Source organism: Haloarcula sp. CGMCC 1.2071 (assembly GCF_037078445.1).
GTDB lineage: Archaea > Halobacteriota > Halobacteria > Halobacteriales > Haloarculaceae > Haloarcula > Haloarcula amylolytica.
Genome location: NZ_JAYMGY010000005.1, coordinates 49,462 through 63,891, shown reverse-complemented (window position 1 = coordinate 63,891; position 14,430 = coordinate 49,462). Strand labels below are relative to the sequence as shown.

Here is a 14,430-nt window from a genome sequence, read left to right as displayed (position 1 = left end):
GTGCAGGCCTGCGTGGCACCGACTTAGAGATAGCCGAGTCGCTCCAACCGCGACTCGAGGTCGACGTCGTCGAAGCCATCGATATCGTATTCTGCCATTTCGTCCTCCCCGGCAGCGAGTTGGGTGATTTCGAGCGTCTCACTTTGCTCTGCGGAGTCAGCGACAACGTCCGACGGCGGGCGGTCGATAGGCGTTCCGTCGCTGGGTTCGGACCGCCGGCCCCGTACGACCGCTTCGTACTCATCCTCTCCCCACGCTGCGCGCTTGTATACGGTGTCACCGGGTCCGTTCTGGTACACGAGCGACGCGGGCTGTCGGAACCGGTCCGGTTCGTCAGTGTACTGCTCGGCGTACTCCGCTGTCTGCCCGGTCGGTGGTGTCTGGTACGCAGTCGTCTGCCCGTCTGGTGCGACGAACCACCCAGCGTCGTCCGCTTCGCCGTCAAAGGCAGCCAGCACGGCGTCGGGAAACCGCGACAGCGTCGCCAGGGACTCGATTCGCCGCCCCTCGGTCTGCCCCGGACCTCGGACGACCAGTGGGACGTGAAACAGTTCCTCTTGTGTCCCCATCCCGTGCATGACGGCCGGTGGCTCGGTGGCCGCCTGTGGCGGTTCTCCGAACCCGTCACCGTGGTCCGACGTGATGACGACCAGCGTGTCGTCTAAAACGCCGCGTGCTTTCAGGTCGGTGATGACCCGCTCCAAAATAGCGTCAGTCTGTCGAATCGCGCCGTCGTACAGCGGTTCGAGTAGCTGCCCGACGCCCGGCGGGAGTTGCTCTCCGTAGACGCTCCACTCCCACTTGATCGGGAGTTCGTCGTGCATTCCCCAGTACAAGTCCGCACCCCACTCGTCGTAGGCGTCCCGTGTCGCGTACGGCATGTGCGCGTCCATCAGATTGAGGCACGCGGCCCAGGACCCCGTTTGCTCGTCGACCCACTCAGTCAGCTCGTCGGCGTACCAGAAGCCGTCGACACCGTTGCGTGTCTCGGACGGGTCGTCAACGTCTGTCGAATCGGGCCGTTCCGTGACGACGGTCTCGAAGCTGTCGCTGAGCCCGGATGGATGAACCGTGAGATACGGGTTCTCCGTGAACACGCCGGTCTCGTAGCCTTCGTCGCGGAGGAAATCGAAGATCGTCTGGCCGGGTTGCAGCCGCTCGGTAATCCTGAGCGTGTGGCCCTCCGACGGAACACCGGTGAACAGACTCGCATGGGCCGGCAGCGACCAGCTCGCGGTTGTCCGTGCCTGCGTGTACACCGTCGCCTCACGACCGAACGCTTCGAGAAAGGGGGTGGTCCTGCGTCGATGACCCAACAGCGAGGTGTTCGCCGCACGGACACAATCAAGAACGACGAGTAACACGTTCGGGCGACCCATTGTCAGGCTTTAGAAGGTGTCCACGGCAAAAGTATGTTCTGTAATCGTGGTTTTCCAAGATAGCACCAGTGACCTGCCCAGAGATCTTCTACCAGTACGCGTCTGATTTGTCTCTCGCCGCGATACAAGCCGCTCACGATATTCTCACCACTTCGAGGCAGTTCGTCGCTGCTGGAGCTACGCTATGCTCTCAAGACGCACTGGGTCGGGCCTCGCGTGAGTATATTTTATATGGGTCGACAGTCTGGTAACAACAACGTGGTCAAATCGACGGTCCGGTTTCCCGAAACGGTGATGGACTGCGTCGAGGAGATGGTAGCGGAGGGCGTCTTCTCGAACAAGTCCGAGTTTCAACGCTTCGCCGTCGAGTACGTCCTTTCGGAGATCGAGGACTACGAGCCCGAAATGGTTGATTTCGACGAACTACAGAAAGAGGTCTTCCAGCACCAGCCGGCTTCCAGCGGGGCCGAGATGTCGCCGGAGATCAACGAGAACTTCTACGAGAACGCGGCGCGCGTCCGGCAGTTCGCGATTCGCGGTGACATCGAGACGGCAGAAGAGTACATCGACACTGCGTACCCCGTCACTGACCCCCGCTGTTTGCTCCTCGACGACTTGCTCGAACCCTACCGACAGCGCGAAACCGAAGACGAATAGGTCGTTTCCCGGAGCCGATACTCGGCTCCCTCGTCGCATCACCGGTTGAACTATTCGCCGGCGCGTCAGTCGTCGTCAGCGCGGGCCTCTGGCATTGCCTCCGAGCGTGGCCCGGCGGCGTGTCCCTCGTGTGCCAGCGCTGTCGCGAACAGTTCTTCCGAGACAGCAGGAACGTCCACGTCTTCGACCGCACCCTCGGACTCGATGTCGTCGACTGAACGGGGGTACTTCCTGAGGTCTTTGTGGATCGCGATGCCCGCATCAGCGCCCTCACCCATCGCGATCGGGATCTGGTTGTGGCCCGGCGTGAGGTCACCAACGGCGTAGACGCCGGAGACACTGGTCTCGCCGTGGTCGTCGACGGCTACCGTCCCGTCGTCGTTTCTATCGAGTCCCAGTTCGTCGGCCAGTTCCGCGTGATAGTCCGACCCGAGCATCGGGAAGCCGCCCTTGTACTCCCGAACGCTCCCGTCCTCGAACTCGTAGGCCGATAGCCAGCCGTCGTCGTCAGTCTGCTTGCCCGACAGCTCTGTATCGACGATCTCGACCGGGTGATTGTCGAGCATCGTCTGCGTCTCGTCGCTCCACTCGGGCTCCTCGCCGCGAGTCAGGATGTCCACGTCGTCGGTGTAGTTCAGCATAATCATCGCGACGTGGGCCGCGGCTTCGCCGGTCCCCATGACGAAGACCGGCTCGCCGACGAACATGAACGCGTCACAGTGGAGACACCAGTGGAGCCCTTTCCCGGTCCGCGGCAGCGGCGGGTCCGGACGCTCGTCGGCGAACCCGGTCGCCAGGACGACTCGCTTGACCGCCAGTTCGCCGTCGCTCGTCGTCACGGTGAACCCGTCCTCGTTCCCGTCGGTGAGCGGTTCGACCGACTCGACGAAGCCCCGCTCGTAGGTCCCGCCGTAATCCTGCACCTGTTCACGCGCTGTCTCCAGGAACTCGTTGCCCGAAACGTCCTCGGTGACCCCGATGACGTTGTGGGTATCGGTCATCATCGCAGCGCGGCCCCCACCGCGGTTGATGACAATCGTGTCCATCCCCAGTCGGGTGGTGTACAGTGCGCTCGTCAGCCCGGCCGGCCCGCCGCCGACAACGGCCACATCATAGTCGTACCGCCCTTCGGTGTACATTAACGTAATATACGTGCTCAAGGAATAAAAACAGCAGAACAGCGGCCATCTACACAGCAATTCGACGCTGGTGTTACGCTCCGCAAGCGATGCGAACGACAGGCTCGCTATAGTAGCCATTGAAAATCAATGCACACCTGATCGCACAACGGCAGTGCGATCAGTGGGTAAATCGTTTCAATTGTTACTATAGCACCCCTGTCTCACCCAGGGCCGAGGGCCGCGATGTCGGCCCCGACCGTCGCCTGTGCATCAGCCGGGTTCGGATCACTGTCGGCCAGATGCGTCCACTCGTGGGCGGGCAGCGCCGACAGGTGGTCAGTGATCGCTGTGCTGTACGGCGTCGCTTGCACAGTGCTCTCTTTGTCACCCCAGATGTGGTTGATGACGGTCATCGAATCGATGCGTATCTCGACCGACTCCGGGTCACACCGTGCCGCCAGTGCCCGCAGTCCGAGATGGAGGGCGGCGTATTCGGCGACGTTGTTGTTCGTCCGGGAGCCGACCGGACGCCCGAGTCGGGCAATCGGTGTCTCATCGGCCTGAATCACAGCACCGGCACCGGCCGGCCCGTTACTGTGTGCACTGCCGTCAACATAGAGCACTACCTGTGCCACGTCGGAGGTAGCCGAGCCCTGCTGTGACGGGGGCGGGCCAGATTCGACAAGCTCGTCGATTGCGGTCCGTATTTCATCGGCGGATGTCTCCGGGTCGAACAGGCCACCGTAGCCAGCGACGGCAGCATTGATCGCATCGATAGCGGGGGTGAGTTCGTATCGATACAGGGCCAGCAGCTCGTCGACCCGCGTCGCCAGCGGCGAGAGCGTCTCCGCTGGCAGACGCTCTCTCTCACCTGCTGGCTGATTGTGACGGTCCATCAATAATGCGTAGCTGCGGGTGGCTAAAAGACACTTCGCCGCGATAGGCGAGGGATGGCAGGATGCGTCCCGTGAGTACCGGCTACTGACGGGTCGGCGTTTCTGATGAACCAATCGGGACCGCAGTTAACAGCACCGCGACCGTAGCTGTGGCTACAATGGACAGACGGACGTTCCTCGCTGTGAGCGGGCTCACGGCCGCTGGAACACTCGCAGGCTGTAGTGCCCCCAGTGACGACCAGCAAGGGGACGGCGCGACAGCGACGGCTTCCGGACAGGCCGACGGTTCAGAGACGGCTGTCGCTGTCGAGACCGTCGCCGACGGACTCGAATCGCCCTGGAGTGTCACACCGCTGCCTGACGGCTCACAGTTGCTGGTCACAGAGCGCGTCGGCCGCGTGGTGTTGGTCGATTCGGCCGACGGAACAATTACGCCTGTCACTGGCGCACCGTCGGTGTACGCGAGCGGTCAGGGCGGGATGCTCGATGCGGCGCTCCACCCCGACTTTCCGGACCCAGCGTGGGTGTATCTGACATATTCGAAAGCTAACGACAGCGGTGAGTCGGCGACACATCTGGGCCGTGGCCGTCTGAACGCCGCTGACGCGCAGTTCGAGACGTTTGAACAACTGCACGCTGCGGAGCCCTTTGTCGATTCTGACGGGCACTTCGGGTCTCGCGTCGTGTTCGGCCCGGACGGGTTGGTGTATGTGACTGTCGGCGACAGACAGTTCAAGGACTTCGGGCCCGACCACGTCGCTCAGGACAGGACCAACGAACTCGGGACCACACTTCGGCTGACGCCCTCGGGTGGGATTCCCGACGCGAACCCGTTCACCGACGACCCGGACGCGGTCGGTTCGATATTCAGCTACGGCCACCGCAACGCCCAGGGGATGACCGTCCACCCCGACACCGGAGCCATCTGGCAGACCGAGTTCGGCGAGCAGGACGGCGACGAGATCAACATCGTCGAACGGGGCGCTAACTACGGCTGGCCGGTCGCCGACGAGGGCTGTACCTACGGCAGCGGCGATCCGATCGGCGTCAGCCACGCGGAGCGCGACGACGTTGTTGCACCAGTGTATTCGTGGGACTGTGGGTCAGGTGGCTTCCCGCCCAGCGGCACGGCGTTCTACACCGGTGACGCCTTCCCGGAGTGGACCGGCGACCTGCTCGTCGGTGGCTTGGCCTCGCAGTATCTCGCCCGGTTCACCGTCGATGGGCGAACAGTCGAAGAAGCGACGCCCCTCCTCGCCGACCACGGGTGGCGCATCCGCGACGTGGTGGTCGAGCCCGAAACCGGACACGTCCTCGCTGCAATCGACTCGTCGGACGCACCTATCGTGCGACTCTGCCCCGCCTGAATCGAGTGATTCGGCGACAACCGTGTGGGCTGGCGACCTGTGTCCGTAATTTGAATTAGTGTTGGAGCGATGCACCAACGGTGATCGGGGCCGTTCTGGTCCCATACTCCCACAGATCCCTATCGATCAGACTCGACCAGTGAGGCCGGTACCGCGCCATTTTTGCTTCTGAACCCGCTACACTGGCTGTGAACCAGACTGCGATTCTGCACGCCGCGTTCGGAGTCCTGATCGTCGCAGGGTTCCTCGTCTCGGCACCTCTGAGCTATGGCCTCTACGGGCTGGGGGCTACCTGTTTCATCGCCGGCATCGTACTCGCACGGCAGGATAGCGATGGATCGGAAACCGCCGATAGCGTCTGATATCGGGAACGCGACATGGGGTCCGGTATCAGGATGAGGCAGAGCGGTTTGCGGGGCTGTACTGCTCTACCGATATGAACGCCTGTGAGGGTAGTCGTCGGCGGGCGTCTCGGCTTCCTCGGTGGAACCGAGCGGTTCCTTGGGCTTGATCGGGTCGCCCGATTCGAGTCCCTTTTCCGCAAGTGTCCTTCTCCCCATGACCTCGATGATGAGTCGGTTGGCAGCTCACTGGTGATTGAACCGCTCCCTCTCGGGAGTAGCTATTATCGGTCTGACACCTGATGCCGAAGCATGGACCGGCGAACGCGGCTCATCGTCTATTATCTCGTCATCGTCGTCATCGTGCTCTCTGGGTTCGTGGTTCTCTACAACTACGGGATGGCTACGTGGGAGGGGCGGCCTCAGCCGTTGTACCGCTCGGTGGGGGTCATCGTTCAAACGGTCACCACCGTGGGCTACGGCGGGGACGCCCCGTGGACGAGCCCGCAGATGAACTCCCTCGTCTCACTCATGGCGCTCTCGGGACTCGTACTCATTTTCGCGGCCCCCCGGTGCTCGTGGTCCAAGTACTTCCCAAACCACCGACGGGGCCGGTCGGACGACTGGCTCACAGCAGGAGAGCGAAGAGGAGGTACGATCCGACGACAGACAGCGACGGCGTGAGGACCCAGAGAATGACGATTCGGCTCGTCGCTGCCGGATCGAACAGGTTCTCGGCGGTCAGTTCCTCGATGTCCTCCTCGCCAATGGCTGGGACTGATGGAGACGTTTCGGGGGTAGGGGACTCTCCGGCTGCGAGTTCGCCCACAGTTGGACCCGCTGGCTTCTCATCCTTGGTTGATGGGGCGACGAGCGCGCCGGTACTGAGATTCGGCCCCGGCTTGGACTCGGACGGTGGCGTCGCGAGTTCCGTAAGCGTGACAGCGCGACTCGCTCGGCCCCACCCTAGACCGATGATACAGCAGGTCGTGCTCACCGCGAGGCTCGCCGGAATGCCGTAGTACGAGAGGACGGTGATGATCGTCGCACCGACGGAGGAGACGATGAGGGCTGCCAGAATCGGTAGGTCAGTAATGCCGTCGCCGACGGTTGCGAGAGTGCGTCTGGCGATGGTGAACCCACCGAGGCTGATGGCTGCGACTGCGAGGAGCACGCCCTGATTGATACTGACGGCCCCGTTGCCGACCAGCGGGGCGACTGCGTTCGCAGCGTTCGAGGCCCCCGCACTGAAGCCCATGTAACAGGCGATGGCCAGTACCAGTGCCGACCCGATGAGGTCGCGAGGGGACGCGTTTCTGTTGAATCGGACGCTGGGGAACCGGCCCGACCGGTCGATCTGTACCAACTGCCGTTCGAGGCGCGTAAACGACAGTCGAGCTTCGAGTTGCGGATAGGCGTACCGACCGATGGCCGCCCCGATGATGAGGCCGATGAGCGGGGCGACGATCCACGCGGAGACGATTGTAAACATCAACGCCTCGTTGAGCGATCCCGTCGCGAGTCCGAGCCCCACAATCGCCCCTACAGCCGTCATCGAGGTCGAGGCGGGGACGCCATAGATGTTTGAAACCAGCAGCGAGAGGCCAGTGAAAAACAGGACGCCGACACCGGCTACCGGGGTGAACTGTGCGGCCGGGACGATCCCCTCGCTCATCGTGACGATGACGTTGCGGCCGACTGTCCACGCTCCGATGAACGCGAACACGCTGAACAGTGCCGCCGCTGTTACCTTTCTGACCAGCTTGCTCCCGACAGCCGGCCCGAACGCGACGCCTGTTGACGAACCGCCGATGTTGAATCCCACGAACCCGGCGACGAGTAAGCCGAGGACGAGAAGCACCGAGACCATGAATATGATCCTCTACGGACCATTTCGGATACAGCCATAATGGCCTGTTCATCTATCTTCGGTGCTGAGAGGTTTCATCTTGTCACGAGGCTGCCGACCAGTGCTACCCACGGCGTCGGTCACACATTTCGTCGGCGGTTTTATCCGATAGGTGAAACTATCCCTGTCATATGACTGACCAGCCTGTCGACGTCGAACCGGGGGGCGAGAACGTCGCCGGTGAGGTACCCGCCGAGGAGCCGGAATCCGTCACCGACGACGCGGTCGTCCACGACGACGACGTCGAACTCGAACGGACTATCGGGCTGGTCGGCGGGCTGGCAATCGGGATCGGGACGATGATCGGGGCCGGAATCTTCGTGTTTCCAGGGCTGGCGGCCGCCAACGCTGGGCTCGCAGCCACGCTCTCCTTTGCGATCGGCGGCCTGATCGCGTTGCTCGTGGCGCTGCCGACCTCCGAACTCGCCACGGCGATGCCACGGAGTGGAGGCGGCTACTACTTCATCTCGCGAGGAATGGGGACGGCCTACGGCGCAATCGTCGGCCTCGGGCTGTGGCTGGGCCTGATGTTTGCCTCCGCGTTCTATCTGGTCGGGCTCGGTCACTACGCGAGCGCCGTGTTCGCCGAGCTCAACGTCGTGCTCCCGTTCAGTCCGGTCATCGGCATCGGGCTGTTGTTCGGGGCCGCACTGACTGCATTGAGTATCGGCGGCACGGAAAACACCGCGAAGATTCAGAACGTGGTGGTCGGGGTTCTCCTCGTTGTACTCACGGGCTTCCTTTCCTACGGTGTCCTCGACGCTGTTGGCGTATTCGGTGGCGGCACCGTGCCGGAGCAGTTTTTCTCGAAAGGGTACCTCCCAGTGTTGACGACCGCTGCGCTCGTGTTCACGTCGTATCTGGGGTTCGCCCAGGTCGCAACTGTCGCGGGTGAAATCAAGCAGCCGGGTCGGAACCTCCCGCTGGCGATGGTCGGCTCGGTCCTCATCGTCACCGTCTTTTATGTTGTCACGATTTTCGTCGCGACCAGCGCGTTCGGTGCTGATCGGCTGGGGGAGTTCGGGGAGACTGCGATGGTCGAAGTCGCCCGTGACTTCCTCGGGTTGCCCGGTGCGGTCGCGATCCTGGGTGCCGGGCTGTTGGCGACGTTTTCGAGCGCGAACGCGTCGATTCTCAGTGCCTCGCGGGCAGTGTACGCTCTGAGCCGCGATGCGTTGCTCCCCAGAAAGGCGAGCGAGGTCAACCTCCGCTACGGCACACCACACGTCGCACTGCTCTCCGCTGGCGGCCCGATCCTCGTCCTCGTCGCGACTGGCCGGGTCGAACTCCTGGCTGAGGTCGCCTCGTTCCTCCACCTGATTATGTACGGGCTGATGTGTATCGCCCTGATCGTGTTGCGCCGTCGGAACCCGGAGTGGTACTCGCCAAGCTATCAGGTGCCGGGCTATCCGGTGGTCCCGGTCGTGGGCGCGCTCGCGAGTTTCGGACTGATCGTCTTCATGCAGCCCGCGTCAATCGGTATCGGCATCGTGGTCATGCTCGCCTCGTATCTCTGGTACCGTTATTACGCTGGGGACGTGACACTCAAAGGAGACATCTGATTATGACGGACCGACCATCAATACTCGTTCCGCTCCGCGTGCTCGAAGGGGAATCGGTCCCCGAGGGTGTCCCCGAACTTCTCGCACACGCCCACGTTGTCCTGCTGGGGTATCACGTCATCCCGGAACAGACTGCTCCCGGACAGGCACGGATGCAGTTCGAGGACCGGGCCACGGAACGGCTCGATGACTACGAGGAGATGTTCGAGGAGGCCGGAGCCACTGTCGAGCGGCGGCTCGTGTTCACCCACGACGGCCAGAAGACCATCGACCGCATGATCGCTGAGCACGACTGCATGGCTGTCCTCGTTCCGAACGCGACGGGGCCGGTCGAAGACGTGCTGGTCCCAGTCCGCGGGGCCATCGGGGTTGACCGCCTCGCCCGTGTCGTCGCGAGTGTGTTCGGAGAGATGGACGCCGACGTGACGTTGTATCACGTTGCCGACGAAGACACGACGGACGACGACATCCAGACACTCCTCGGTGGAATGACGGACCGACTGGTGGAGTTCGGAATGGACCCGTCGACTATCGAGACACGGATCGACCGCGACCAGGATCCCCTCGACGCGATTGCAGACATAGCTGACTCGTTCGATACGGTCGTCATGGGTGAAACCGACCCGTCCCTGGCGACGTTCGTGTTCGGGATGCCTGCCGACCAGATCGCCGAGCGATTTCTCGGACCGGTGTTCGTGGTCCAGCGCGAACCCGCTCCGGAGGACGAGTAACTCAGCCAGTCGGCTGGGTGGTCGTTGGTGCATGATAGCCCTCCCGGGTTCAGTTCACCACCGACCACGGATAGACGCCTGCCACGCTCACGCTCCTGTCATCCCACGGTACAACGGGGACGACGTACTGCTTCAGTGGGAATCCGGAGACGCTGGCGACGGCACACAGCGAACGGCCAGACCCTTCAGGACGGACTGTGAACCATGGGTAGAGCGGGCCAGGCTGCAGGTGGTACACAGCCGCTTGTACGCTGTGATACATACTGCTAATACGAGGGCCGCCCCAGGCCTCCGGAGCCCGACCGGGTCCGGAAAACGTCTCTGTCACTGCGCTGTGGTCTTACCACTCTCACAGCCCGAAATAATGCGATAGCAGGCGAGAGAGGGTTTACGACAGTCACACCAGATTAGCCAAATATCCGAGGGCACAACTACTGCGTATGCGCCGACGGACGGTTCTCAAATCGACCGGTGCGGTTGGAACGATTGTTGGAGTCGCCGGGTGTCTCGGTGGTGGTCGCTTCGGGGATTCGAACCCCGATGTCGTCCTCGAAGAGCCCGACCGGGAGTTCGAGAGCAGCGACGTTCCGTATCCTGCGTGGGGCGAGCAGATTCCGGACGTGAGCGTCCCTGCGCCGGCCGAATCCACAGAGATTCGACTGCGCGACGTTGAAACCCCAGCCCTCCTCACGTTTTTTTACAGCCACTGCCAGACCGTGTGCCCCGTTCTCATCTCGACCCAGCGGAACATTCAGAGCCACGCACAGAACAACGGCTACGCTGATGCGGTCCGGTTCCTCCCGATGACCTTCGACCCCGCTCGTGACACTGCAGAACGACTCGGGGCGTACGCGGACGAGATGAACGTCGACGCCGAGAGCGAGAACTGGCAATTCCTTCGGCCAGCGTCGAAGCAGCGAGCCAAGGATGTCATACAGGAACAGTTCGGGGTTGTGTTCCAGCGAACCGAACCTGAGGACATGGATATGTACATGTTCACGCACACAGCACTGACGCTCCTGGTCAACGCTGATGGGTTCGTCGAGCGTGCCTACCGCTCGAAGTCGCCGGACGAAGAAACCATCATTTCCGACCTGAAGACGGTGAGAACCGCGTGAACCGCCGACAGGCCGTGGCGGCGATTGCGGGGATCGGTCTCACCGGTGGGAGTCTGTGGGTTGCCCAGAACGGGCTGTCGGGTAGCCAGACCGGGAACACAGAACAGCTTCCGATCCGCGTGGAGACGCTAGATGCACACGGCTCGTCGGCGGGCGAGTCGGCTGTGCCGACCCCGGGAACTGTCACGGTGATCGACCTCTTCGCTACGTGGTGTGCGCCCTGTGACGACCAACTCCGGATACTAAACGCGATGCAGTCCGAGTACGCTGACGTGTCGTTCGTCTCAGTGACGAACGAGCGGCCAAGCGAGACACTGACGAGGGCTGACATCAGCGAGTGGTGGAACCGGAACGGCGGGGCCTGGACTGTCGGCCTCGACCCCGGCAGCGAGTTGCTGGCGGCACTCGGGGCGGACGGACTCCCGTACATCGCGATTACTGACGAGAGCGGGACCGTCCAGTTCGGCCACAGCGGACTCGCCGGGGAAGAGACGCTTCGAGACGAACTCGACGCACTGGTGTGAGATGACCGGAGTTGCCGTACTCGGGACACTCACGTTCGCCGCGGGCGCAGGCGTCACGACGTTTTTCGCGCCGTGTGCGTTCCCGCTGCTCCCGGGGTATATCGGGTACTACATGAACGAGAGCGACCGAGATGTCGGTATGCTACCACCTGCCACCGCCGCTGCTGGTGGGGCACTCCTTGCGCTTCCCCTCGTCGCGCTGCTCGTCCTCGCACTCGGGCAGCCACTGAAAAACGCACTCCCGATGCTCGAACCGATGATTGGACTCGGTCTGATCGCGTTCGGCGTCGCGATGCTCCTGAATCGCGAGCCCGAACTCCGCGTCCCGCTGCCGCAGCGACCGGCGTCGGTAACCGGATTCGGTGTGTTCGGGGCTGTGTACGCGGTCGCTGCGGCGGGCTGTGTCGTCCCGCTGTTCTTCGGTGTGGTGGCCCAGGCACTCGCGTTGCCAGCCCGGACAAGCGTTCTCGTACTGGCGGTGTACGCGCTCGGAGTCGCCCTTCCGCTTGTCGGCGTGACACTCCTTGCGGGTGTTGGCATCGGACTCTGGCGCACCGCGGGCACGCACCTGCAACGACTGCACCAGCTCGCAGCCGTCGTGATGATACTGGCCGGCGGCGGACAGATTTACCTCGCAGTGTTCGAACTCGGCGTGTTGTAAGTTCAATCGAGTGCTGACTGGCCCCTCTCCAGCGAGGACTCGTGTGGCATTCGCACGGGGATACGCAGATTTACACCACAAGCAATTTATCGACATATTAACTACTTCGGCACAGCAATGCGTTGTTCCCGCCGCCACGCCCTCCGACTCATCGGCGCGTCCGGGGTCATCACCGCGACCGCCGGTTGTCTCAATCCCGGCAGTCTCGACAACTACGCGCTCATCGCCAGTGAACAGGACCTCTCATCAATCGGACGGCCGTATCTCTGGCCCGACCCGACCACAATTGATGCGACCACCAGGGTCGATTTTACTACCGAGACGAAACAGCAGTATACGTCCGAGCTGTTTAACACCGGCAGTGTCACCGTCCAACAGTGGCCGCTCGTCGGACGAGACCGATGGGGCAAAGACACGCGACCACGCCCAACGTTCCTTCGACAGGACGGGATCTTTTATGAAGTCCAAATCAGCGAGGAACAGCATCTCGAACGAGAACGCTGGCATTTCGCAGTCACACGGACTGACGAGACACCGCCAGACGACGCCACGGTCGAACGCACCCCCTTCGACCGCTCAACACAGGACAAACGTGTCCTTGAAGCAGCGCTCGACGCGGTCTACGCGGGCAACGATGGGTTTCTCGGCGAGCCTCAATTCGAAAACCTGCAGACCGTCGAGTATCACCACCACCTTGACGCCGAAGCCAGTGAGCTCGTCCCGTCGCCGCCGTTCGATTACATCGAGTACGAAGACGAATACTTTCGGCCCGTCACAGAGCAGCGGACGGTAACCGTCCCAGAATGGACGTACACTCTCGACGAAATCACGAACAATCGCGAAGCGTTCCAGGAGTACGCACGAACGGCGATTCTGGAACTCGATCTGAGTTCACTCGACCTCTCGGAATCCGCTCATGGCGTGATCGACGACGCGATCAGCGAGGAGCCTCGCCGCTACGAAGAGAGCGCACCGCCCTCCGACGAACTTGCGGAGGTTTTGGACGCGCTCGGCATCGCCGGTGACCTCCAGCCGATAGACAGCTACGACGACCGAGTCGACTTCCGGGGTGTCGTCGCCGAATACCAGGGCACAGTCTATCGGTTTAGTCTGATCGTGACACCCTGACTTGCGGTCGGCGGCTGAAACCCCTCGAGGTATTCACCCCATGTACCTGTGCAGCGAATCGCTCCTGTTCCAACACACCAGCCTCGACAGCACCTTCGACGAGAAGGTCGGGGTCGTCTGGAGAAAAGTCGGTGTGCGCTAGCGTTCTATTCCAGACCACGGCTTCAGATCAGCTATGATCGACACCCGAAACGCAAAACAGCAATCACCCGCGTCGGTACAGATCGAGTCGCTGTAGGACCGACCCGATCAGTACGGCGATGGGGATGATTTCGAGTCGGCTGACCAACATATTGAGTGTCAGCATGGCCTTCGCAGTGTCGGGCATCGCTGGCCCAGTGATGCCACTGCTGAGGCCGACGTTGCTCTGTGAGCTCATCACATCGAAAATGACGTATTCGAGTGGGTGAGCCGGTGAGAGAACGCGGAGTAGGACCGCAACACCGATGACGAGCCGTAATCCAGAGGATGAACACGACCGTCGCTTCGGTGTACTCGCGCTGTGCCTGTTCTTCGCTGAGCCGGCGTTCGCCGATCTGCAAGTACTTGATAGCGGTTGGCGGGCGGAACACGTCCCGTATCTACCAGACAGTACCCTTGACTAATGTTACCACGCAGATGAGTTTGAGGCCGCTGACTGTCGACCCCTGCGATCTTTTACACGTCTCCGGGACGAAAGACGACTACAGCGAAGTTGCGTCGCTCGTCAGTTCGTATGAATAGATATGAATGGTGGCGGCGAACCGGATTTCCCAGAGGCTCGCGCACTCCAGTACTCGCCGGAACGCTGGTGGGCTTATCTTCCGTGTTCGGGATGGGTACGGGAGGCAACCCCACCGCTGTGGCCGCCTACACAGGTTTTCCGGCAGCCACACTTATAAGAGTAGCTACTTGGAGGCGCTGTCGAAAAATGTTCCAGCATCCCAACCATAATACAAGATAGCACGGTCTGTCCGGTCGAACAAATCAGGGCACGGCTACAGTCCTGCCTACGTGACACGTCTATGTCAGTCTATTCGGGTCGAACCGAGGATAG

15 protein-coding genes, 1 rRNA gene and 1 pseudogene are annotated in these 14,430 nt (G+C 62.0%); 10 read left to right on the top strand and 7 right to left on the bottom strand.

Annotation, left to right across the window (positions count from 1 at the left end):
* Nucleotides 1-23: 23 nt before the first annotated feature.
* Nucleotides 24-1,379, bottom strand: coding sequence for a sulfatase (locus VI234_RS11915; protein WP_336330123.1), 1,356 nt, complete (start codon nt 1,377-1,379; stop codon nt 24-26).
* A gap of 231 nt (nt 1,380-1,610) precedes the next feature.
* Here VI234_RS11915 and VI234_RS11910 point away from each other — a divergent pair, with 231 nt between their 5' ends.
* A complete protein-coding gene (locus VI234_RS11910; protein WP_008311874.1) occupies nt 1,611-2,036 on the top strand; it encodes a ribbon-helix-helix domain-containing protein in 426 nt (141 codons plus the stop codon).
* Between the two features lie 65 nt (nt 2,037-2,101).
* Here VI234_RS11910 and VI234_RS11905 read toward each other — a convergent pair whose 3' ends face one another.
* On the bottom strand, nt 2,102-3,175 hold the full coding sequence (locus tag VI234_RS11905; protein ID WP_336330122.1) for an NAD(P)/FAD-dependent oxidoreductase: 1,074 nt from the start codon (nt 3,173-3,175) through the stop codon (nt 2,102-2,104).
* 203 nt (nt 3,176-3,378) lie between these two features.
* Nucleotides 3,379-4,053: a ribonuclease HI family protein gene (locus VI234_RS11900; protein WP_008311878.1), complete on the bottom strand. Its 675-nt coding sequence runs from the start codon at nt 4,051-4,053 to the stop codon at nt 3,379-3,381.
* A gap of 158 nt (nt 4,054-4,211) precedes the next feature.
* Here VI234_RS11900 and VI234_RS11895 point away from each other — a divergent pair, with 158 nt between their 5' ends.
* Together VI234_RS11895 and VI234_RS11890 are read left to right on the top strand one after the other, a co-directional pair.
* Complete coding sequence (locus VI234_RS11895; RefSeq protein WP_336330121.1) at nt 4,212-5,420, top strand: PQQ-dependent sugar dehydrogenase; 1,209 nt, start codon at nt 4,212-4,214, stop codon at nt 5,418-5,420.
* Nucleotides 5,421-5,608: 188 nt separating this feature from the next.
* Nucleotides 5,609-5,782: a hypothetical protein gene (locus tag VI234_RS11890; RefSeq protein ID WP_008311880.1), complete on the top strand. Its 174-nt coding sequence runs from the start codon at nt 5,609-5,611 to the stop codon at nt 5,780-5,782.
* A gap of 66 nt (nt 5,783-5,848) precedes the next feature.
* Here the strand turns inward: VI234_RS11890 and VI234_RS11885 are convergent, their stop codons facing one another.
* A complete protein-coding gene (locus VI234_RS11885) occupies nt 5,849-5,980 on the bottom strand; it encodes a hypothetical protein (protein WP_255518503.1) in 132 nt (43 codons plus the stop codon).
* Nucleotides 5,981-6,073: 93 nt separating this feature from the next.
* Here VI234_RS11885 and VI234_RS11880 point away from each other — a divergent pair, with 93 nt between their 5' ends.
* The gene (locus VI234_RS11880; protein ID WP_336330120.1) at nt 6,074-6,445 is read left to right on the top strand and encodes a hypothetical protein; all 372 of its coding nucleotides are present in this window, start codon (nt 6,074-6,076) and stop codon (nt 6,443-6,445) included.
* On the opposite strand, the gene VI234_RS11875 is transcribed toward VI234_RS11880, so the two are convergent.
* A complete protein-coding gene (locus tag VI234_RS11875) occupies nt 6,390-7,631 on the bottom strand; it encodes an inorganic phosphate transporter (RefSeq protein ID WP_336330119.1) in 1,242 nt (413 codons plus the stop codon). The genes VI234_RS11880 and VI234_RS11875 overlap by 56 nt on opposite strands.
* A gap of 170 nt (nt 7,632-7,801) precedes the next feature.
* On the opposite strand from VI234_RS11875, the gene VI234_RS11870 reads away from it, so the two are divergent.
* The 6 genes from VI234_RS11870 to VI234_RS11845 all read left to right on the top strand — a co-directional run bounded on the left by VI234_RS11870 (nt 7,802) and on the right by VI234_RS11845 (nt 13,394).
* Nucleotides 7,802-9,232: an APC family permease gene (locus VI234_RS11870; RefSeq protein ID WP_336330118.1), complete on the top strand. Its 1,431-nt coding sequence runs from the start codon at nt 7,802-7,804 to the stop codon at nt 9,230-9,232.
* 2 nt (nt 9,233-9,234) lie between these two features.
* Nucleotides 9,235-9,963 (top strand): universal stress protein, encoded by a 729-nt coding sequence (locus VI234_RS11865; RefSeq protein ID WP_008311884.1) that lies wholly within the window; start codon nt 9,235-9,237, stop codon nt 9,961-9,963.
* A gap of 440 nt (nt 9,964-10,403) precedes the next feature.
* Nucleotides 10,404-11,081, top strand: coding sequence for an SCO family protein (locus VI234_RS11860; RefSeq protein WP_008311885.1), 678 nt, complete (start codon nt 10,404-10,406; stop codon nt 11,079-11,081).
* Nucleotides 11,078-11,605 (top strand): TlpA family protein disulfide reductase, encoded by a 528-nt coding sequence (locus VI234_RS11855; protein WP_336330117.1) that lies wholly within the window; start codon nt 11,078-11,080, stop codon nt 11,603-11,605. Before VI234_RS11860 ends, VI234_RS11855 begins: the two co-directional genes overlap by 4 nt.
* Before the next feature lies 1 nt (nt 11,606).
* A complete protein-coding gene (locus tag VI234_RS11850; RefSeq protein ID WP_336330116.1) occupies nt 11,607-12,266 on the top strand; it encodes a cytochrome c biogenesis protein CcdA in 660 nt (219 codons plus the stop codon).
* A gap of 117 nt (nt 12,267-12,383) precedes the next feature.
* Nucleotides 12,384-13,394 carry a hypothetical protein gene (locus VI234_RS11845; protein ID WP_336330115.1) on the top strand — a complete coding sequence of 337 codons (1,011 nt, stop codon included), beginning with the start codon at nt 12,384-12,386 and terminating at the stop codon, nt 13,392-13,394.
* A gap of 205 nt (nt 13,395-13,599) precedes the next feature.
* Here the strand turns inward: VI234_RS11845 and VI234_RS21300 are convergent.
* Together VI234_RS21300 and rrf are read right to left on the bottom strand one after the other, a co-directional pair.
* A pseudogene (locus VI234_RS21300) lies at nt 13,600-14,041 on the bottom strand (potassium transporter TrkG); the annotation flags it as partial.
* 83 nt (nt 14,042-14,124) lie between these two features.
* A 5S ribosomal RNA gene (rrf, locus tag VI234_RS11830) occupies nt 14,125-14,247 on the bottom strand.
* Nucleotides 14,248-14,430: the final 183 nt, after the last annotated feature.